Raw genomic sequence first — 20,879 nt, forward strand, 5'->3', positions numbered from 1 at the left:
TGGCGGCGGTTGGCGAGTGTACTCATGCTCTCGTGGGCCGTGGCGGGTTGCGCAACACAGGGGGGGGAGTCCAAATCCGGCCCCCCGGGTGCTGCGCCGAACACCGAGTCAGCGCAGGCGGCCGATCAACAGATCAAGCCGTATCCGTTCAAAAAACCGTTAACGGCGACCGTGCTTGGCACGCCGTCGAAACTCCAGGCCGATCTGCCGACCAAGGCGAATTTTTCGATCCGGACGCTCAAGCCGCTGGTCGAGCGCGATACGCCGGATACGCTACGCTATGCGCGCCCGCTGCAGTACCTGCTGGCCGCTCAGGACCATCCGGCGCCGCTGGCGTTCGTGATCGCCGGCACCGGTGCGTCGGCGTTGACCAGCAAATGCGTCACCCTATCGCGGGCGTTGTATCAGGTCGGTTACAGCGTGGCCTGTTTGCCGTCGCCGACCAGCGTGACGTTCATGCTGGGTGCGGCCAACCACCCGGTGCCCGGTCGTATGCCGAGCGATGTACGTGATCTGTATCGCATGATGCAGGCCGTACGCGATGACGTATCGAACGGCCACGACGTCACCGGTTATTCGTTGTCCGGATGGAGCCTCGGCGCGACCGAGGCCGCGTTCGTCGCCCATCTCGACCAGCGCCGCCAGGTGTTCGATTTCGATCATGTGCTGCTGATCAACCCGGCGGTGAGCTTGTGGACGTCGGTTAAGCGCATGGACGATCTGCTGAGCGAGAACCTGCCCGGCGGGTTCGATGCGGTACCCGAGTTCTTGGCTCAGACGCTCGGCCAGATCGAGCAAACCCAGGACAGTGGCCAGCCGCTGCGCTTCGATGAAGACACGCTGTACCAGGCGTATCGGAGCGGGGCCTTCGATCAGAAGCAGATCGGAGCGATCGTCGGTCTGGCGTTTCGGCTGTCGCTGGCCAATATGGCGTTCGCCTCCGATGTGCTCACCCATTCGGATGTGATCGTGCCGGAAAACGTCACGCTCGGGCCCTACGACTCGCTGGGCGTGTACTTGCGCCGATCGTTTCGCATGTCGTTCGCCGACTATATCGATCAGCTGCTGCTGCCGTACTGGAATCGCGACGGCCGTGACCTGAGCCGCTCGCGGCTCACCTCCGAGGCCGATCTGCACAGCATCGCCCCATTTTTGCGCAACGACGACCGCATGGCGGTGTTCACCAACGCTGACGACCCGATCTTGAACGACAGCGAAGTCGATTTCTTGCGCAATACCTTCGGTGATCGGGTACGCATCCGGCCCCACGGGGGGCATCTGGGCAACCTGAGCTACAAGAAAACGATCCACGCGCTGCAGGATTATTTCTCGCAATGACTGTCTTGTTCTCTATCCGTTCGAGCCGGCAGGCGCTGGCTTTGATGGCGCTGTGCCTGATGCTCGGCGCCTGTGCTTCTACGCCGCCGCCCGACACCGTCGCCAAGTCGACACCGGACGGTACCCCGGCCAGCCAGACCACAGCCAATCCGTTGGCGATCGCGGATCCGCTCGAGGGCTACAATCGACGGGTCTATCGGTTCAACGCGCTGGCCGACCAGTACGCGTTGCTGCCGGTGGTGCACGTCTACGATCGGTATACCCCGGGTTTCGTGCGTACCGGGGTAGCGAATTTCTTCTCCAATCTGGATGAGATCACCACCTTTACCAACAGCGTGCTACAGCTCAAACCCAAGAGTTCGGCGGTAACGGCTTCGCGGTTCGTGATCAATTCCACCGTAGGGTTAGCCGGCCTGTTCGATCCGGCCACACCGATGGGGCTGGAACAGCGCAACGAAGACTTCGGCCAGACTCTGGGCCACTATGGCGTTGGCACCGGGCCGTATTTGGTGCTGCCGTTCTTCGGGCCGTCCAACCTGCGCGATGCTGGTGGATTGGCGGCTGATCAAGGCCTGTTCTATGCCCTGGACCCATTGCAAACCAGTGGCAATCTGCCAGGCAGCGTGGCCTATAACCTGATGTATGTGCTCAATAAGCGCGACCAGACCAACTTCCGCTATTACCAGACCGGTTCGCCGTTCGAATACACGCTGGTACGGTTGGTCTATATGAACTATCGCGCTTTGGAAGTCGCGCACTAGCCAGGAGCATTGCTATGAATAGGCGCCGGCGTTGTGTTCGGTGCCTTTCTAGTGTCTGTGGTCCGAGGGCCGAAGAAAACTCGGACGTGAGTAAAAAAATCGGGGTTTAACTCGCCTCGTGGCCAGAATCAGCTACGCCAGATCCCAAGCCAAAGCGCTTTGAACAACCCACGAGCCGGCCACACCGGGCTGTTTCGCGCTGATGCGCGAGCCACTTTTATTTGCTTGCCCAAATAAAAGTAGCCAAAACAAAAAGCACCCTGGCTGGCGCCGATGCTTGCGCATCGGTGCCCTGCGCGGCTGCGGCCGCAAGCGGACGGCCGGAAACTCGCCGTGCTACGCACGACTCAGACATCCGGCCGTCTTGTTCGCTTGCGCCCTCCACTGCTCGGCGCTACGCCCAAGGGACCCAATACAAGCACGGTACGCCAGAGCTTAGCGTTGCGGCGTTTGTATTGAGCCCCGTTACACGGCGACGGAGACGCGCAGCGGCGACGGGTGTCCGGCGCATCGCGCCGGTGCGGCCAGCTGTTTGAGGGCCGCTAAAGCGGCCCGAGTTCTGGCCGCATCCCGTCGTCGTGAGCATCGGAGTGTACCGGCGTAGCCGGCGTCGTGTTCGGGTGCCTTTTGTTTGGTTCCTTTATTTGGGCAAGCAAATAAAGGGACTCGCACAGCAGTGCGAAACCGAGATCTAACTCACCTCGTGGCTCAAATCAGATACGCCAAGCCTTGAACCCGAGTGCTTTGAACAACCCACGAGCCGGCCACACCGGGCTGTTTCGCGCTGATGCGCGAGCCACTTTTATTTGCTTGCCCAAATAAAAGTAGCCAAAACAAAGGGCACCCTGTCTTGCGCCGATGCTTGCGCATCGGTGCCCTGCGCGGCTCCAGCCGCAAGCGGACGGCCGGAAACTCGCCGTGCTACGCACGACTCAAACATCCGGCCGTCTTTATCGCTTGCAGCCTCCGCTGCTCGGCGCTGCGCCCAAGGGACTTAATACAGCGCAGGCTCGCCACGCGGCAGCGGGCGGTCGATCTGTATTCCGTCCCGTGACGCGGCGACGGAGACGCGCAGCGGCGACGGGTGTCCGGCGCACAGCGCCGGTGCGGCCAGCTGTCTGAGGGCCGCCAACGCGGTCCGAGTTCTGGCCGCATCCCGTGGCCGCGAGCATCGGAGTGCACCGGCGTTAGCCGGCGTCGTGTCGGGTGCCTTTTGTTTGGTTCCTTTATTTGGGCAAGCAAAAGAAGGGGCTCGCACAACAGTGCGAAACCGAGTTCTAACTCGCCTCGTGGCCAGAATCAGATACGCCAGATCCTGAGCCAAAGTGCTTTGAACGACTCACGAGCCAGCCGTACCGGGCTGTTTCGCGCTGATGCGCGAGCCCCTTCTTTTGCTTGCCCAAATAAAAGTAGCCAAAACAAAGGGCACCCTGTCTAGCGCCGATGCTTGCGCATCGGTGCCCTGCGCGGCTCCGGCCGCAAGCGGACGGCCGGAAACTCGCCGTGCTACGCACGACTCAAACATCCGGCCGTCTTTATCGCTTGCAGCCTCCGCTGCTCGGCGCTGCGCCCAAGGGACCCAATACAGGCACGGCACGCCAGAGCTTGGCGTTGTGGCGTTTGTATTGAGCCCCGTGACGCGGCGACGTAGACGCACAGCGGCGACGGGTGTCCGGCGCACAGCGCCGGTGCGGCCAGCTGTCTGAGGGCCGCCAACGCGGTCCGAGTTCTGGCCGCATCCCGTGGCCGCGAGCATCGGAGTGCACCGGCGTAGCCGGCGCCGTGTTCGGGTGCCTTTTGTTTGGTTCCTTTATTTGGGCAAGCAAATAAAGGGACTCGCGCAGCAGTGCGAAACCGAGATCTAACTCGCCTCGTGGCCAGAATCAGATACGCCAGATCCCGGGCCGTAGTGCTTTGAACAACCCACGTGCCGGCCACACCGGGCTGTTTCGCGCTGATGCGCGAGCCACTTTTATTTGCTTGCCCAAGAAAAGTCACCAAAAGAAAGGCACCCTGTCTAGCGCCGATGCTTGCGCATCGGTGCCCTGCGCGGCTCCAGCCGCAAGCGGACGGCCGGAAACTCGCCGTGCTACGCACGACTCAAACATCCGGCCGTCTTTATCGCTTGCGGCCTCCACTGCTCGGCGCTGCGCCCAAGGGCTGGATACAGAGCGGGCCGGCGATACCGTGGATGGCCTGGTTTGTATTCCGCCCCGTGACGCGGCGACGCAGACGCGCAGCGGCGACGGGTGTCCGGCGCATAGCGCCGGTGCGGCCAGCTGTCTGAGGGCCGCCAACGCGGTCCGAGTTCTGGCCGCATCCCGTGGCCGCGAGCATCGGAGTGCACCGGCGTAGCCGGCGCCGTGTTCGGGTGCCTTTTGTTTGGTTCCTTTATTTGGGCAAGCAAATAAAGGGACTCGCACAGCAGTGCGAAACCGAGATCTAACTCACCTCGTGGCCAGAATCAGATACGCCAGATCCCGGGCCGTAGTGCTTTGAACAACCCACGTGCCGGCCACACCGGGCTGTTTCGCGCTGAAGCGCGAGTGGCTTTTCTTGCTTGCCCAAGAAAAGTCACCAAAAGAAAGGCACCCTGTCTGGCGCCGATGCTTGCGCATCGGTGCCCTGAGCGGCTGCGGCCGCAAGCGGACGGCCGGAAACTCGCCGTGCTATGCACGACTCAGACATCCGGCCGTCTTTATCGCTTGCGCCCTCCACTGCTCGGCGCTGCGCCCAAGGGCTGGATACAGAGCGGGCCGGCGATACCGTGGATGGCCTGGTTTGTATTCCGCCCCGTGACGCGGCGACGCAGACGCGCAGCGGCGACGGGTGTCCGGCGCACAGCGCCGGTGCGGCCAGCTGTTTGAGCGTCGCCAAAGCGACGCGAGTTCTGGCCGCATCCCGTGGCCGCGAGCATCGGAGTGCACCGGCGTAGCCGGCGCCGTGTTCGGGTGCCCTTTTCTTGGCTCCTTCTTTTGGGCAAGCAAAAGAAGGGGCTCGCACAGCAGTGCGAAACCGAGTTCTAACTCACCTCGTGGCTCAAATCAGATACGCCAAGCCTTGAACCCGAGTGCTTTGAATAACCCACGTGCCGGCCACACCGGGCTGTTTCGCGCTGAGGCGCGAGCCACTTTTATTTGCTTGCCCAAATAAAAGTAGCCAAAACAAAGGGCACCCTGTCTTGCGCCGATGCTTGCGCATCGGTGCCCTGCGCGGCTGTGGCCGCAAGCGGACGGCCGGAAACTCGCCGTGCTACGCACGACTCAGACATCCGGCCGTCTTTATCGTTTGCGGCCTCCGCTGCTCGGCGCTGCGCCCAAGGGATTAATACAGCGTGGGCTCGCGGCAGTTTGGAGTCGTAATCGGCTGTTTTTTCGTGCCTCTGTGCGGGACCTAGGTTCCGTTAACCTCGGGATTCGAATTAGTACCCTGTGTATCCAAACACTGGCTGCAGAGATAAATCGCAAGCCCGGTCGGCACGTCGGCGTCAGAGCCAGTTCTTGTGCTTGAAGTACAGATACGGCGCGATGCCCGCGGCGATCATCAGACCGATCGCCATCGGATAGCCGTATTGCCAGGACAGTTCCGGCATGTGGGTGAAGTTCATGCCATAGATGCTGGCGACCAGGGTCGGCGGCAAAAAGACCACGGCAGCGATCGAAAAGATCTTGATGATCTGGTTTTGTTCAATGTTGATGAAACTGACCGTCGAGTCCATCAGAAAGTTGATTTTGTCGAACAGAAACGCGATATGGCTCATCAATGTGTCGACATCGGACAGAATCTCGCGGGCGGTGTCGCGCTCGGGCGCCCGGGCCGGCAGATGGCGCATGATGAACGAAATCGAGCGCTGAGTATCCATTAGGCACAGCCGGATCTTGCCGCAGGAATCCTCTAGTTTGGCCAGGGCGTCGATGGCCTCTTCGTAGTCGGCGTCTTCGTCCTCGAGCACGCTGTGGCTGACTTTTTCCAGATCGAGATGGATATCCTCGACCGTATCGGCGAGGTTCTCGACTTTCTGGTCGAACAATGTCACCAGCAGCGATTCCGGCGAATCGACCTCGACCTGACCGGCTCGGGCGCGCATGCGCAGCAGCCGGAAATCGGCCAGATCATCGTCGCGCAGGGTGATCAGACGTTCTTTCTGCAGAATGAAGGCGACCGTCTCGGTGTCGTGACGGCCTTCGCTCTGGGATAGAAACAACGAGTGGACGTGGATACCGTCCGGATCGACGAAGTAGCGGGCCGAGGACTCGATCTCCTCGACGTCTTCGTCCTCGGGTAGCTCATCGGCAAGAAAGCGGGTGAGCTCGGATCGCTCGGCGTCATCGGCCTCGAGCGCATCGATCCAATGGGCATGGGCCAGTCGTTCGGACAGCGGCGTGTCCGACGAGCGGTCCTCGACGATGCGGCCGTGGTTGATGGCGAAGCTTCGCAGCATGGCCGTTCTCCGGTCGGAAGGGGCAGGCGCGGCCATGATAGGGCAGCGCCAGGGCGCTGTCGTGTCAGCGTGCCAGGTCGGTGATCCGCGAGGCCAGGGTGCGGCCAATTTCGGTCAGCCAGCGGGCCGGCTCCGCGATCGCGGCATCGACGCTGCCGGCGCGCTCGACCAGGGTATAGGTGGCTGCGAAATAGTCGGCCAGCTCGTCGCGGGCATCCTCGGCAATCGCGCCGCTGACCAGGATCGTGGGCGTTGGTCGCGCGGCACGGGCCACTGCCAGCGGCAGTTTGCCGGCTAAGGTCTGGCGATCGGAGCGGCCCTCGCCGGTAATCACGCAGGTGGCTTCGGCCATGGTCGCGGCCAGGCCGGTGATCTTGAGGATCGCTTCGGCGCCGGATTCCAGGCTGCCGCCCAGTACGGCTAACGCAAAACCCAGTCCGCCGGCAGCGCCGCTGCCGGGCCACTCGCTCTTGTCGCGGGCTCGGGTCTGGTCGGCGAGCTGCTCGAAGGCCGCCTCGACTTCGGCGATATCGTCCTCGGTCAGGCCTTTCTGTGGGCCATAGACCCGGCTCGCGCCATTGTCGCCGAGCAGCGGATTGTCGACATCGCAGAGGATGCGTAGCCGGGTCTCGGCCAGCCGGGCATCGAGGCCGGCCAGATCGATGCGGGCGAGCTGCAGCAGGCCGTTCATGCTCGGGGTAACGGGCTGGCCGGCGCTGTCATAGGCAGTCGCGCCGAGCGCGCTCAGCAGACCCAGTCCGGCGTCGTTGCAGGCACTGCCGCCCAGGCCGATCGCGATATCCCGGGCGCCACTGTCCAAGGCATCGGCGATCAGTGTGCCCAGGGCATAGCTGCTGCGTTCGGCCAGCGGCGGCGCTTCGGCGCAGGCCTCGATCAACGGCAGCCCGAGCACGGTCGCCGATTCCAGCACCGCGGGGCCGTCGTCCATGGCATACCAGGGAGCATCCAGCGATTGGCCGTGGATGCCCAGCAACGTGGTGTGATGCCATTCGCCGGCGGTGGTCGCCGCGACCGCATCGAGCGTACCCTCACCGCCGTCAGCCATGGGTGCGATCCGGGTGGTCGGCGGCGTCTCGCCGCTAGCCAAACCATCAGCGAGAGCTTGGGCCACATCTGCGGCCGACAGGCTGCCCTTGAAGCTATCCGGTGCGATCACGACCGTATGATCCGACATGCGTGTCTTCCCTGCTGCTGGGTGGTGTAGGCTCGATGCCTTCAGTTTACGATACCGCGGCCATCGGCCGTGACGGCGACAAATCGGCGATGTATTACTTTGCCTACGGCTCGAATATGTGTACCGCGCGGTTGGCGCGGCGTGTGCCCAGTGTCCGGCCGCTGGGCCCGGCTTGGCTGGACGGACATCAGCTGCACTGGCATCTGATCGGCAACGACGGTTCGGCCAAGTGCAATGTCCGGGCCACCCAAGACTTGGCCGATCGCGTACACGGCGTGTTGTTCGAACTGGATGCCGAGCGGCTCGACGATCTGCATGCGGCCGAAGGCCCGGCCTATCATTTTCTGGAGCTGGAAACGGGCCGAGCGCAGGGGCCGGTGACCGCGGCGATCTATCGTGGCCGTAGCGAATGGCTGGACGATAGCCTGACGCCGTTCGGCTGGTATCGGGATTTCGTGGTCGCTGGTGCAGTCGAACATGGCCTGCCGACGGACTGGATCGATGGTCTGGCGGCGGTGCCGGTGGCCACCGATCCCGATCCCGAGCGCATCGCGGCCAATCGGGAAATTCTCCAAGAGACGCCCGACAACGTTATTCTCGAGCGCCGCTGACCCGAGCCGGAGCTGTATCGCCGTGGTTGAGCCGGCGCGCCAGTTCGCCGGCCACGCCGGCCGGGGTCAGCGCCTGGCCTTCGATGGTCGTGCAATGCTGGCCCAGCGGGGCATAATCGCTCGGCCGGGTTGCGCGGAACAGCCCGATGACCGGCGTGCCGGCCGCGGCCGCCAGATGCATGGGGCCGCTGTCGGCGGCTACGAACTGGTCCATGCGCGAAATCACAGCCGCCAGCTCGGTCAGAGGCTTGACCGCGATATGAGCGATCTCCGGCACGATCGGATCGGCGTTGTCGTCCGGCAGGATTTCAAGCAGCACGACCTGCGGCGCGGCCCGTCGGACTTCTAGAATCCAGGCTTGCCACCAGTGCGGGCGCAGTGCTTTGCGTCCGGTGGCGCGGCTGAAAAAACCGACCACCGGGGCGCCGGAATTCGCATAGCGGCCCAGCGCGTTGTGCCAATGAGCCTCGGCGGCCTCTCGGTCGGTCTCGTTGGGGAACACCGCCAGAGTGTCGAAGGTGGTCACTGGCGGCTCGGAGATCGCGTTGCGCAACAGCTCGACCGCCTGCAGCGCCTGGTGACGGCTGCTCGGCCGGCCGGCAGCATGGGTGAGCGGCAGCCATTGATCGTTTTTGGCAAACCCCAGGCGCTGTCGCGTGCGTACCAAGGCGACGGCGATACGATTGCTGGCCGAATTACCAGTCGGGTCGATGGTCAGATCGTAGCGCCGACGCCGTAGACGGCGCAGTAGGCGCAGCGTGCCGAACAGGTTGGGCTCCTGGATCCAGACCCGATCCACCCCGGGTAGGGTCTGTAGCAGTTTCTGCTGAGCCTGGCTTTGGATGACAACGTCGATACGGGCTTCGGGCAGGGTCGCGGCCAGGCTACGCAGCATTGGGGTGAGGAACAGAATATTGCCGAGCCGCTTGTTCAAGCGCACGACCAGGATCCGGCGCGTATCGGCGGCCAGCGGCCGTCGCCGGGCTTCCGGCGTGCCCAGTAGGCGCGCCAGCAGTTGGTTGAATCGGCGGCGATTGTTGCGTCGCCATTGCCGAGAGCGGGCCGCGAAACCCTTTGGAGGGTGTTGTTGCTTGTTCTTGCTCAAAGCTTGTCGCCTTCCTGTGATCGCCCGACCCGCCCGGCCAGAAAGATAGGCCAGAAAAAGCTTGTCGAATAAGCTTGTCACCAACAGATCAGCGCGAGATGAACGCCGCTGTCAGAACGCTGGTCAGTTCAGATCCAACTCGATCCGCGTCCCTTCATTGGGCCGGCTCGCGACTCGAATGCGCCAGTCGTAGCGATCAGCGATCCGCTTGACCAGATATAGGCCCAGGCCCAAACCGGCACCAGGCCCGTAACGATAACCGCGATCGAAGGCGTGTTCGAGTACGTCGCTGTTCATGCCGGCCCCGTTGTCGGTCACGATCAGCCGATGGTCGGCCAGCGTGATGCGGATTTGGTTGCCGCCGTGGCGGATGGCGTTGCGTAGTAGGTTGCCGAAGGCGATCACTAGGGCGATCCGTGGCGCCTGGATTTCACAGGCATCTAGGGTGCCGATTTCGGGCTGTTTTTTCGTCATCAGCGGTCGATAGGCATCCACGACTTCGCGGACCACCTGGTCGGCCTGGCAGGTCGGATGGGCGCCGTCGAGTTCGGGCTGCTCGTCGCGTGCCAGAAACAACAGTGCTTCGATCAACTCGGCCATTTGATTCGAGGCCCGGTCGATCCGGGTCAGCGGGCCGCTGCCCGCCAGCTGTGGGTTTTGCTGTAATACCTCGACCGCCCCCTGGATCACGGCCAGTGGCGTACGCAGTTCATGGCTGGCATCGGCGGTGAAGCTGCGCTCGCGTTCAACGAATTCCTCGAGCCGGCTCATAAAACGATCGAAGGCGCGGGCGATCACCCCGACTTCGTAGTGTTCGAACTGCTGGCCCAGGCGCGTGGTCCGCGGGCCCGGTTGCAGGCTGGCGACATGATCGGCCAGGGCGTTGATCGGCTTGAGGCTGATACGAGCGATCCAGGCCCCCAGGGGCACAGCCAGGGCAAGCACCAGCAGCGCGGCCGCGATCGCCACCAGTTTGAACATCGATTCGCGATTCTCGATCGCGGTGATGTCGTAGGCCAGATAAGCCTGCTTATCGCCGATTTGCTGGGTGCCGACGCGATAGGTGTGGTCGTCATAAGTCAGCGTCACGCCGTCCACGTCGGGACCGAGTCCGCGCAGTGCTTCGGGCAGCTGATCGCGTTCGCTCGGGGCGACCACATAGCCAATCAGATTGGCCGAGTGGGGGATGGCCGAATTGCCCTCGGTGGGGTAATCATCGACCAGTTCCGACATTTCATGCGCCACGATGGCGTTGAGCAGTTCGGTTTTGAGCCGCCCGTTGATGGTGAACAGCGCCAGCAGCATGGCGCTGATCACGATCGCCACGAACAGTGCCAGCGCGAAAGTCACCCGGAATTGGAGACTGTCGCGGGGGCGGGAAAACAGTCGGCTAAGGCCTGCCTTCACGAGATATACCTTTCGCACCAGGGAACATGGATGAGCCGGCGGCAGCGCGAGTATTCAGACATGCCCCACGAGCCGTCAAAGCGAATGTGTCGAAAGCGCCGCAGTATGGCGTATCGGGCGGACCCGGCGCGTCGATTCATAGCGAATGACCTTATCAGGCCCGGGCGAGTAAGCCGGATGTCGCAGGCAGGAATCGTTCGATGCGAGCCGGCACGCGCCGGGGCCCGCCTAGCGGCGCTTAGCGCTCGGGCTGGACTCGACACGGTTCGGCGTCTGCGGCGAGAGCATGCGAGACCTCAACAGAGGCTATGGCGTATTGAGGTTTTGTCCGAACGCCGCGTTGCCGCCCCAAATCGTAGCGGGCGGGCGCGAGCCACCGGTTCTGGCCATGCCATGCTCAAGGCGCGTAACGCGGCTAGATGCGATTTGGGGCGCAACCGTTTTGGGCAAAGGCTGTTGGGCCGGAATCCTGCGTTGCGGTTTACGGAAGTCGTGCCCTAGGCCACATCCGGGTCGACCAGGCGATATCCCATGGTCGGTACGGTCTGCAGCATCGCCCGTGAGAACGGTTTGTCGATGGCGGCCCGCAGGGCATGGATATGGGTGCGCAGCGCCTCGGAGTCCGGCGGGTGGTCGCCCCAGATCGCGGTTTCTAGTTCGGAGCGACGCACCAGCTTGGGCGAGGCACGCAGTAGGACTTCGAGCAGCCGCAGGGCGGTCGGCGTCAGGCTCAGGGTCTGGCCTTCGCGTTCGGCCTGCCAGGTATCGAGATTCAGACATAGCCCGCCGGTCTTGAGCTGGTGGGTGCTGCGTCGCGGCCCACGGTTGCCGAGCGCTTCCAGACGGGCTTCGAGCTCCAGCAGCGAAAACGGCTTGATCAGATAATCGTCCGCCCCGGAGGAAAACCCGGCGAGCTTGTCGTCGATCGTATCGCGCGCGGTGAGAATCAGGATCGGTGTCTGCTTGTCGGCTTCGCCGCGTAGGCGTTCGCACAGGGCCAGACCGTCGATGCCGGGCAGCATAAGGTCCAGCACGATCGCATCGAAGCTCTCGACCACGCCGAGATGGAGGCCGGTGACCCCGTCGGTCGCACTGTCGACGACGTGGCCGCGGGCCGAAAGGAACTCGATGATGTTGGCCGCGAGGTCCTCGTTATCCTCGATGACGAGTATGCGCATGGGGGCTCGACTGTGTCCGGGACCGGAGATTCTAGTTCAAATCTTGGCTGCATTATGAGGGCAACGACCAAAGAGTGATAGCTGCGCGGTCTCGGCAGTCGGGATAGACTCGAAAGCATCGTTCCCGGCGACATGCTCATGTCCGAATCTTCGCGCCAGGCCGTGGTGTTCACCGATCTCGACGCCACCTTGCTCGACCACGACAGCTACAACTGGTCGCCGGCCGCCCCGGCGCTATCCCGACTCGTCGAGCGCGGTATCCCGGTCTGTCTGTGTACCAGCAAGACGGTCGCCGAAGTGGGCGAGTTGCGACGTGCTCTGGGCAACACGGCCCCGTTCGCGGCCGAGAACGGCAGTGTGGTCGCGGTACCGCGTGGTTATTTCGAGCCCGGTGGCGCGGCCGAGCCGCAGGATCTCGAGATCACCACCTTGGGGGCGGCTTATGACCAACTGCGGGCATTGGCGGTGGCTCTGCGCGAGACCCATGGCTATCGCTATACCGGCTTTGGCGACATGAGCGTGGCCGAGGTCATGGCGGCCACCGGGCTGGACCGCCAGGCCGCCGCAGCCGCCCAGCGCCGCGATGCCTCCGAACCGCTGCTTTGGCAGGACAGCCCGACTGCCGAGGCCGATTTCGCGGCTCGGGTCGTAGCCGCCGGCCAAACCACGCGCCGCGGCGGACGCTTCGTGCACCTGTTGGGCAGGGCCGACAAGGCAGATGCGCTGGCGTGGCTGCGAACGCGTTTTGCCGCGACCTGCGGCCCGATTCTTGCAATTGCATTGGGAGATTCCGCCAACGACGCCGATATGCTTGCTGCGGCCGATATTGGTTACTGGGTGGCCAAACCGGATGGCAGCTACCAGGCGCCGGCGGCCGGATCGATCCGGCATGCGCCGGGCATTGGGCCAGTCGGCTGGGCGGCAGCGATCGACGCCTTGCTCGACAACAACGAAATCTAACGCCGCCCGTGCCGCGACGGGCCTCCCGAGGAGGGGACTGCCATGGCCGATTTTCACCAGAACGGCATGATCACCACGCTGCATCGCCTGCACGAACGACCGATCGACGATCTCGAGGCCGAGCTCGCGGCGTATTCGCGGCGCCGGCCGATGTCGCTGATCCTGCCGTGTCTGTATTCCGAACTCGAAGGCGAGGCCCTGCCGGCGATCGTCGACAAGCTGGCCGATACGCACTATCTATCCGAGATCATCATCGGCCTGGACGGCGCCGATGCCGACCAGTTCGCGCATGCCAATGAATTCTTTGCCCGGCTTGGGCCGCGCCATCGTCTGCTGTGGAACGACGGGCCACGGCTGCAATCGCTATACCACCAGCTGGACAGCGAAGGCCTGGCCCCAGCGCGCCCGGGTAAGGGGGCGAATGTCTGGAACTGTCTAGGCTATTTCCTGGCCTCGGGGCGAGGCCGGGTGCTAGCCATGCACGACTGCGATATCCGCACCTACGAGCGCGACATGCTGGCTCGGCTGTTCTATCCGATGGTGCACCCGAACTTTACCTACAAATTCGCCAAGGGCTACTACGCGCGGGTGGCCGACGGCGCCATTAACGGCCGCGTGGTACGCCTGTTCATGACCCCGATCCTGCGGGCGTTGACCACCGTGGTCGGGCATATGGACTATCTCGATTACATGGATAGCTTCCGCTATCCGTTGTCCGGGGAATGTGCGATGAGCGCTTCGGTGGCCGATTCCATTCGTATCCCCAGTGACTGGGGGCTGGAGGTCGGCATTCTGGCCGAAGTGCATCGCACCTATGGCCCCAATGCCGTCTGTCAGGTCGATATCGCCGACTACTACGACCATAAGCACCAAGAGGTCTCCAACCACGAGGCCAATTCCGGGCTGGCCAAGATGAGCGCGGATATCGCCAAAGCGCTGTATCGCAAGCTGGCGACCTACGGCGTGACCATGAATCCAGAAACCATCCGTACCATCAAAGCGGTATATCTGCGCAATGCCCTGGACGCAGTGGAGCGCTTCTATTTCGATGCCCAGATCAACGGTCTGGAGCTGGACCGGCACAAGGAAGAAAAAACCGTCGAAGTGTTCGTCGAGTCCATCATCAACGCCGGTGAGGAATATCTGGCCAATCCCATGGAAGTGCCGTTCATGCCGACCTGGAACCGCGTACGGGCGGCGTTTCCAGAATTTCTCGACGACTTCTATGCTGCGGTAGAGGCCGATCACGAACAGGTGCGACGCGGCAGCTGATTGCAATATATGAGACGGCAGGCGCGCCAGCGTTTTCGCCGGCGTCTTTATAAGCGAACAGGCATATCTCGAGGCAGCCGATGCCTGCTGGCGGGAACCGCCCTAAGAATGTGAACCGTAAGTGATCATCAGCAGCTCGGCCGGCGTATCGCCGTCGTTCCAGAACTCGTGGCGGGTATCGGGCGGGACCGTGATCATCGAATCGGTTTGTAGCGCGAATCGGCGATCGCCGATTCGGGCGGTCGCGCTGCCAGCGGAAATTACATAGAACAGAGTGGTCCAGGGGTCGCTCTGGCGGCCCGAGTCTTGGCCGGGGCCCTGGGCATTGATATGGTCGCCGGGCTCAATCGTATAGCGCGCGGTCCGAATGCCGCTAGCATAGACGCCGACATTGGCGTGGCCGCCGTGGACGCGGCGGCTCTGGCTCGCTGCGAAGTCGATGATCTCGGGCTGGCCGCGTAGCCAGAAATGCTGATTGACCGGCCGGAAGGTGGTTTCGAAGAAGTTTTCCGAGCCGTTCTGGCCGTTGACGAGCTGGATATCGAGCGGTGCAGCATCGCTGCCGTAGGCTTTGGCTTCGGTGGTGTTGGCCAGCAGCTTGCCGCCGGCGATGCGTTCGAGCGTGTCACGATCGGTGACCCAGACCCAGGTTGCAACCTTTGGTCGGCCGCGGGTTAGGGTCGTTGCCCAGGGCTGGTGCTGGCCTTGGCGCTCGATGGTCACCGTGTAGGTTTGATCGTCGACCCGGATACCAAAAGTCGTGGTCACGGCCAGCGGATCGTGGGCGTAGTCGGTGACGTAGCTTTGAAGGATCTGCCGAGTCGATTGAGTCGCCACATCGGGCGCTGTCGCACCGGCGGTGGCTAGGCCGCCGGAGATTAGAGCAAGCCCCAACAGGGTCGCCCGGCGCCCTATGTGCCGTATGCCTGGTGATCGATCGCCTATGACTCGCGTGCCGTGTCGGTAGCGCATCGATGCGATCAGTCGCTGATCCAAGCGATTTCATATGGCGCCAGCGAGATCGTACGTTGGGCGCCGCTGATCTGGGTGCCGGCGGTGACGTTCCGGCGCACGCGCGCTTCCGGCAGCATATGCCCGGGGACCTTGACCGGTTTGTCGGTGACGTTGTGTAGCGCCAGGATCGTCTGGTCGCGCGATGTGCGCTGTACGGCGAATAACGACGGCCCGAGATCCACGATCGCTTGCGCGGCATCGGGATGGAAGGCCGGCTGCCGGGCCCGGACCACGAGCAGCCGCTTGAGGCGGGCAAGCACCCGGGCATGTGCTGAGTCGATGCTGAGTTGGTAGTTGATTTCGCCCAGATCGTAGCGCCGCCGATTGATCGAACGGCTATGCCCGGATTCCTCGACACCTTCCTGGTCGTTGTGGGTGCCCACCAAGCTATGGAAATACAGCGCCGGAATGCCGGCCAGGGCCATGGAGATCGCCTGGCTGACCACGAACCGATCGATATGCGTCTGGCTATCGCGCTCTTCTGGGGCGCCGAGCAGATCGTAATAGGTGATGTTGAGTTCGTAGGGCCGGGTGCTGCCGTCCGACATCGCCCGGGTCGAGACGAATCCGCCGCGAGCGCGCGTGGTCTCGACCAGCGTATCGCGTTCGGCATCGTCCAAAATCGATTCCACCGAGCGCAGGCCAATACCGTCATGGCTGGCCGTAAAGTTAAGGAAATGACAGCCGTTCGGCAGCGGCGGCAGGCTCGTGGCCCACTCGGTCAGCCGCCGTGCATCGCCGGTCAGCAGGGTATAGGCCGCCAGCGGCGGTAGCACGAACTGATAGGCGACATGGGCTTCGTCGCCGTCGGTGAGATAAGAAATATTCTCGGCATGCGGCACGTTGGTTTCGGTGATCAGTTGGGCACGGGGGGCATAGCGTTCGAGAATCGCCCGGAAGAACTTGATGACCTGATGGGTCTGCCAGAGGTGAATGCAGGAGGTGCCGACCTCTTTCCATAGAAAGGCCACGGCATCCAAGCGTAGCAGTCGGGCGCCACGGGCGACGTATTCGAAGATGATGTCGACGAATTCGTTGAGCACCTGGGGATTCGAGAAATCCAGATCGATCTGGTCGTTCGAAAAGGTCGCCCAGAGATGCTTGGTGCCACGGGCAGTGGCGACCTCGGCCAGGAGTGGACTGCTGCGTGGGCGCACCACCGAGCGCAGATCCTCGCTCGGATCCACTTCGATGAAGTAGTCGCGCCCGGGGTCGGCATCGGCCAGGTAGTGGGCGAACCATACGCCCTTGCGCGAGGCATGGTTGAGCACGAGGTCGAACATCAGCGGCTTGTCTTCGGCCAGTGCCGCGATGTCTTGCCAGCTGCCGAAATTCGGATCGACCTCGCGATAATTCATCACCGAGAAGCCGGCATCTGAACTGTGCGGGAAAAACGGCAGGATATGCACTGCCGTGATCGCATCGCCCAAATTTTGTGCAATAAAATCGCGCAGGGTCGCCAGCGGGGCCTCGCCCGGGCGTTGGACGATATCCGGATAGGTGATCATCAGATTGAGCGACTGGTCGACTGCCATATCGGTTTCGTGAGGCAGACCATGGCGGCGCGCGGCCTCTTCGGCGGAATCGATACAGTCGCGGGCGGCGGCTTCGCCATACAGCGGGACCAGCCATTCGATTAGGGCATCCCGGGAGGTCTGCTCGGGAGCTAGGGCAACATCGTTCATGAGATCGGTTTGTCCCTCGTGGCGAACACGGCAGTAGAGCGCGGCCCATGGCACTGTTTTGGTGCGAAAGATAGCAGGTACGGGCGCTGTTCAAGAAGAACCAAGAGTCGTACCAGGCTGCATCGATCGGCGCGCGCCACTAATATGAGGCTATGAACGTGACGATGCGAGACATCGCGATCCTGTGGTTGCCGGCGCGCGCCGGTGGACGCTGTGTTGCCGCTTTGAAGAGCCCGCCATGCGTGTTTTGATTAAGACCTTGGCCTGGGGCATGGCCGTACTCGTTCTGATCGGCGTGGCAGCGCCGGCCGTGATCGGCTGGGTGCTGGCTTCGCGTTTCGATCGGACGGTCGACGAGCTGGCAGTGCCGGACTATCTCGAAGTCGTCAGCCGCGATTTCGATCGCGGGTGGTTCCAGTCGCAGGCGCAGGTGGTGCTCAAGCCGATCGGGCCACTGTGTCATACCCGGCCATGCCCGGTGCTGACGCTGAAAAGCCGGATCGACCAAGGCCCGCTGGCCTGGGGCGCCGATCAGGATCGGCTGACGCCGGTATTGGCCGTCGTGCACACCCGGGTCGATCCGACCGAACTTTGGCCGCGCTATGTGTTTTCGCCCACGCCTGGGCCGGTGACATTGGTCTCCCGGGTTGGGTTGGATACACGCGGTCGGGCGCGGCTGACCCTGGACGGCATTACGTTCGATGTGGCGCGACAGAACCCAGTTGCCCATCTGGAAACCGCGACCGTCCGCGGCGAACTCCAGTCCAGCGTGCTGGGGCGCTCGCTGCATGGGCTGCGACTGGACTGGCCGTCGTTTTCCATGGTCAAGCAAAGCGGCGGCCATATCGGCTGGCGTGGCCTGCACGTGGAGGCCGATGCCGGGCCGGCCGGAATGCTGACTCAGCGTCGGCTGTCGGCTGATTCGTTCACCCTAGATAACGGCCAGGGCCAGGCCACCCGCCTGAGCGATTTACGTCTGACCACCCGCGAGCAAAGTGGTGGCCGTACTGCGGTCTCGATGCATATCGACCGCCTGGTGCTGCCCGATAACACCCAGGGCACGTTGATCGTCGAGGCCAACGAGCAGGGCTTGCAGCCCGGCGCCTGGGCCACCGTGGCGGGACGTTGGCAGCAGCTTGGCGGCTGGTCCGGGGGCGCCCTGAACGAGCCGGCGCTCTACCAGCGGGTGCTGCCGGGCCTGTTCGCCGACGGCGCCGATGTTCATGTGCAGCGCCTGGAATTGGCCACCGGCGACGGGGCGATTCGTATCCGCGGCGACATGAGCGTGCCGCCTTCGCTTCGGCCGGTCGAGACCGCGACCGACTGGCTGGCCCAGTTGGATCTGGATTTTCGACTGTCGTTGCCGGCAGCGTTCCTGCGCCGTCTCGTGGCGCAGACCGCGGCCTCAGCGTCGCCTGCTCGAGAAGTCGAGGCCCGCCTTGCTGCGCTGAACCAGCGTCAATTGATCGCGCCGAGCGACAACGGTAAAAACTATAGCGTGCACTTAAAGCTCCATGACGGCCGGATGACGATCAACGGCCGTCGGCGCCCACAGTGGCGTAGCCTCATCGACCAGTTCCAGGCCGCAGCACCGGGGCTGTGACGCTTTTCTAGCCGCTGCAGCGTCGCGCAAGCCCAGACGCCGCCCCGGGACCGTTGTATGGCCCGAATATTGGAGCGCCGGGCATCGCCGGAGCTATTGATCGCGCGCGCAGGCGGTAGGCGAGTCGGATTTGTGCTCCAGTTTTATCAGGAATGGTGGCAAAGCGTTATAATCGCGCGTCTATACGGCGCCGACAGCAAGGCGCCCGTCGCCGTTGTGGCGACGACAACGGGCGGCACGCCCCCGGTCGAGCCGCCCGCCTCATTCGAATATCGATGCCCGCATGGGTGTAAATCATCATGTCCCATAGCCAGACCCAATTCGATGTCATCGTGGTCGGTGGCGGCCACGCCGGTACCGAAGCGGCCACGGCGGCTGCCCGGTCCGGCGCGCGTACGCTGCTGTTGACCGACAATATCGAGACCATCGGCCAGATGTCCTGCAATCCCGCCATTGGCGGTATCGGCAAGGGCCATCTCGTGCGCGAGATCGATGCGCTGGGCGGCGTTATGGGCCGGGCCGCCGATCGCGGCGGTATCCAATTCCGACGGCTGAATGCCCGCAAGGGCCCGGCGGTCCGGGCCACGCGCGCCCAGGCCGATCGCGCGCTGTACAAGGCCGCGGTCCGCGAGATGGTCGAAAACCAGCCGAATCTACATCTGTTTCAGCAGTCGGTGGCCGATCTGATCGTCGAGGACGGCCATGTGGCCGGCGTGACCACGGCGATGGGGCTGTCGTTTCAGGCGCCGAGCGTAGTGCTGACGGTCGGCACCTTTCTTGGCGGCACGATCCACGTCGGCGACAAACGCTTCGGCGGCGGCCGGGCGGGGGACGCGCCCTCCAACGCCCTGGCCGAGCGCCTGCGTGGTCTCGATCTACCGGTCGGCCGGCTCAAGACCGGCACGCCGCCGCGTATCGATGCCAAGTCGATCGACTATTCGCGGCTAGCCGAACAGCCGGGCGACGACCCGGCGCCGGTGTTTTCGTTCATGGGATCGCGGGCCGAACATCCGCGCCAGATCCCCTGCCATATCACCTATACCAACGCCCGTAGCCACGACATCATCCGTGAACGGCTGCACGAATCGGCGATGTACAACGGCACCATCGATTCCAACGGGCCGCGCTACTGTCCCTCGATCGAAGACAAGGTGATGCGCTTTGCCGACAAGGACAGCCACCAGATCTTCATCGAGCCGGAAGGGCTGACCGCAGCGGAAGTCTATCCCAACGGCATCTCGACCAGCCTGTCGTTCGAGACCCAGCTGGCCGTGGTGCGCTCGATAGAAGGCTTCGAAAACGCCCATATCACGCGCCCGGGCTATGCCATCGAATACGATTATTTCGACCCGCGCGCGCTCAACTATACCCTTGAGACTCAGGCCATCGGCGGGCTGTATTTCGCCGGCCAGATCAATGGCACGACCGGTTATGAAGAAGCTGCAGCCCAGGGGCTGTTGGCCGGCATCAACGCCGCGCGCGCGGCCGCCGGCGAATCGGCCTGGTGGCCGGGCCGGGCCGAGGCCTATCTCGGGGTGCTGGTCGACGACTTGATCACCCGCGGCACGATCGAGCCCTATCGCATGTTCACCTCTAGAGCCGAACATCGCTTGCTGCTGCGCGAAGACAATGCCGATCAGCGCCTGACCCCGGCCGGCCGCGATCTGGGTCTGGTCGACGATGCCCGCTGGGCCGCGTTCACCGCCAAGCGCGATGCCGTGGTCGCCGAGCAGTCGCGGCTGGCAGCGATCACTATCAAGCCCCAGGATTTGGGTGAGGACCGAGGCGCGGCTCTGCTCGGCAACCCGCTCAAGGAAGCCACGCTGGCAGCCGAACTACTCAAACGCCCTGGAATAGGGCATGCCGATCTGACCTCGCTGGCGGTGATTGGCCCGGCCAATACCGGCGAACTGTGGGCCGAGGCCGCAGCCGCAGTCGGCGAGCAGGTCGAGATTCAGGCTAAATACGCCGGCTATATCGCCCGTCAGGCCGACGAGATCGAGCGTGCCGCGGCCCACGAGGCCACGGCGCTGCCGGCCGATATCGATTACACGGCGGTCACCGGCCTATCCAACGAGCTGAGCGGCAAGCTTGCCGAGGTACGCCCGGCGACTATCGGCCAAGCCTCGCGGATTCCGGGTATGACTCCGGCCGCGATTTCGTTGCTGCTGGTACATCTGAAAAAATCCGGCGCGAAACTTGCTAAGAGCGCCTAGACCGCATCCACGGCGGCCAGGCATCGGGTCTAACCCGATGGTCTAGGCCGCGGGCGGGGTTGGTTTTTTTGCTGTAGTCTGCCCGCTTTTGGG

General features: G+C 63.4%; 14 protein-coding genes. 7 read left to right on the top strand and 7 right to left on the bottom strand.

The annotated features are described in order from the left end of the window. Positions 1–24 precede the first annotated feature (24 nt). On the top strand, positions 25–1,338 hold the full coding sequence (locus V5738_RS01270; RefSeq protein ID WP_423822584.1) for an alpha/beta hydrolase: 1,314 nt from the start codon (positions 25–27) through the stop codon (positions 1,336–1,338). Next, positions 1,335–2,099 carry an MlaA family lipoprotein gene (locus V5738_RS01275; protein WP_423822585.1) on the top strand — a complete coding sequence of 255 codons (765 nt, stop codon included), beginning with the start codon at positions 1,335–1,337 and terminating at the stop codon, positions 2,097–2,099. The genes V5738_RS01270 and V5738_RS01275 overlap by 4 nt, the downstream gene beginning before the upstream one ends. A 3,487-nt stretch (positions 2,100–5,586) precedes the next feature. Here the strand turns inward: V5738_RS01275 and corA are convergent. Further along, positions 5,587–6,540: a magnesium/cobalt transporter CorA gene (gene corA, locus V5738_RS01280; protein WP_423822586.1), complete on the bottom strand. Its 954-nt coding sequence runs from the start codon at positions 6,538–6,540 to the stop codon at positions 5,587–5,589. A gap of 64 nt (positions 6,541–6,604) precedes the next feature. Beyond that, positions 6,605–7,735: a glycerate kinase gene (locus V5738_RS01285; RefSeq protein WP_423822587.1), complete on the bottom strand. Its 1,131-nt coding sequence runs from the start codon at positions 7,733–7,735 to the stop codon at positions 6,605–6,607. A gap of 35 nt (positions 7,736–7,770) precedes the next feature. Between V5738_RS01285 and V5738_RS01290 the strand changes: the two genes are divergently transcribed. Then, on the top strand, positions 7,771–8,346 hold the full coding sequence (locus V5738_RS01290; RefSeq protein WP_423822588.1) for a gamma-glutamylcyclotransferase family protein: 576 nt from the start codon (positions 7,771–7,773) through the stop codon (positions 8,344–8,346). On the opposite strand, the gene V5738_RS01295 is transcribed toward V5738_RS01290, so the two are convergent. The 3 genes from V5738_RS01295 to V5738_RS01305 all read right to left on the bottom strand — a co-directional run bounded on the left by V5738_RS01295 (position 8,327) and on the right by V5738_RS01305 (position 12,036). Next, positions 8,327–9,451, bottom strand: coding sequence for a glycosyltransferase family 9 protein (locus V5738_RS01295; protein ID WP_423822589.1), 1,125 nt, complete (start codon positions 9,449–9,451; stop codon positions 8,327–8,329). The two genes, V5738_RS01290 and V5738_RS01295, sit on opposite strands and share 20 nt — an antisense overlap. 123 nt (positions 9,452–9,574) lie before the next feature. Then, positions 9,575–10,858 (bottom strand): ATP-binding protein, encoded by a 1,284-nt coding sequence (locus tag V5738_RS01300; RefSeq protein ID WP_423822590.1) that lies wholly within the window; start codon positions 10,856–10,858, stop codon positions 9,575–9,577. A 497-nt stretch (positions 10,859–11,355) separates the two neighbouring features. After that, entirely contained in the window at positions 11,356–12,036 is a 681-nt protein-coding gene (locus V5738_RS01305) for a response regulator transcription factor (RefSeq protein WP_423822591.1), read from the bottom strand. A 138-nt stretch (positions 12,037–12,174) separates the two neighbouring features. On the opposite strand from V5738_RS01305, the gene V5738_RS01310 reads away from it, so the two are divergent. Together V5738_RS01310 and V5738_RS01315 are read left to right on the top strand one after the other, a co-directional pair. Next, on the top strand, positions 12,175–12,996 hold the full coding sequence (locus V5738_RS01310; RefSeq protein WP_423822592.1) for an HAD-IIB family hydrolase: 822 nt from the start codon (positions 12,175–12,177) through the stop codon (positions 12,994–12,996). Positions 12,997–13,038: 42 nt separating this feature from the next. Continuing rightward, complete coding sequence (locus tag V5738_RS01315; RefSeq protein WP_423822593.1) at positions 13,039–14,268, top strand: glycosyl transferase; 1,230 nt, start codon at positions 13,039–13,041, stop codon at positions 14,266–14,268. Between the two features lie 102 nt (positions 14,269–14,370). Here V5738_RS01315 and V5738_RS01320 read toward each other — a convergent pair whose 3' ends face one another. Both V5738_RS01320 and V5738_RS01325 read right to left on the bottom strand, forming a co-directional pair. After that, positions 14,371–15,105: a cupin domain-containing protein gene (locus V5738_RS01320; protein WP_423822594.1), complete on the bottom strand. Its 735-nt coding sequence runs from the start codon at positions 15,103–15,105 to the stop codon at positions 14,371–14,373. Positions 15,106–15,248: 143 nt separating this feature from the next. Further along, positions 15,249–16,967: a sugar phosphorylase gene (locus V5738_RS01325; RefSeq protein WP_423822595.1), complete on the bottom strand. Its 1,719-nt coding sequence runs from the start codon at positions 16,965–16,967 to the stop codon at positions 15,249–15,251. 238 nt (positions 16,968–17,205) lie between these two features. Between V5738_RS01325 and V5738_RS01330 the strand changes: the two genes are divergently transcribed. Then, positions 17,206–18,570, top strand: a complete 1,365-nt coding sequence (locus tag V5738_RS01330) for a DUF945 family protein (protein WP_423822596.1) — start codon at positions 17,206–17,208, stop codon at positions 18,568–18,570. Positions 18,571–18,869: 299 nt separating this feature from the next. After that, a complete protein-coding gene (gene mnmG / locus V5738_RS01335) occupies positions 18,870–20,786 on the top strand; it encodes a tRNA uridine-5-carboxymethylaminomethyl(34) synthesis enzyme MnmG (RefSeq protein WP_423822597.1) in 1,917 nt (638 codons plus the stop codon). The last annotated feature ends 93 nt before the right edge of the window (positions 20,787–20,879 follow it).

The sequence above is a fragment of the Salinisphaera sp. SPP-AMP-43 genome (genome assembly GCF_049568105.1).
Classification (GTDB): Bacteria; Pseudomonadota; Gammaproteobacteria; order Nevskiales; family Salinisphaeraceae; genus Salinisphaera.

Excerpts from the sequence above, each read along its gene's own strand:
- V5738_RS01270 (WP_423822584.1), top strand. The coding sequence starts at position 25 with ATGCTCTCGTGGGCCGTGGCGGGTTGCGCAACACAGGGGGGGGAGTCC.
- V5738_RS01275 (WP_423822585.1), top strand. The coding sequence starts at position 1,335 with ATGACTGTCTTGTTCTCTATCCGTTCGAGCCGGCAGGCGCTGGCTTTG.
- corA (WP_423822586.1), bottom strand. The coding sequence starts at position 6,540 with ATGCTGCGAAGCTTCGCCATCAACCACGGCCGCATCGTCGAGGACCGC.
- V5738_RS01285 (WP_423822587.1), bottom strand. The coding sequence starts at position 7,735 with ATGTCGGATCATACGGTCGTGATCGCACCGGATAGCTTCAAGGGCAGC.
- V5738_RS01290 (WP_423822588.1), top strand. The coding sequence starts at position 7,771 with ATGCCTTCAGTTTACGATACCGCGGCCATCGGCCGTGACGGCGACAAA.
- V5738_RS01305 (WP_423822591.1), bottom strand. The coding sequence starts at position 12,036 with ATGCGCATACTCGTCATCGAGGATAACGAGGACCTCGCGGCCAACATC.
- V5738_RS01310 (WP_423822592.1), top strand. The coding sequence starts at position 12,175 with ATGTCCGAATCTTCGCGCCAGGCCGTGGTGTTCACCGATCTCGACGCC.
- V5738_RS01315 (WP_423822593.1), top strand. The coding sequence starts at position 13,039 with ATGGCCGATTTTCACCAGAACGGCATGATCACCACGCTGCATCGCCTG.
- V5738_RS01325 (WP_423822595.1), bottom strand. The coding sequence starts at position 16,967 with ATGAACGATGTTGCCCTAGCTCCCGAGCAGACCTCCCGGGATGCCCTA.
- V5738_RS01330 (WP_423822596.1), top strand. The coding sequence starts at position 17,206 with ATGCGTGTTTTGATTAAGACCTTGGCCTGGGGCATGGCCGTACTCGTT.
- mnmG (WP_423822597.1), top strand. The coding sequence starts at position 18,870 with ATGTCCCATAGCCAGACCCAATTCGATGTCATCGTGGTCGGTGGCGGC.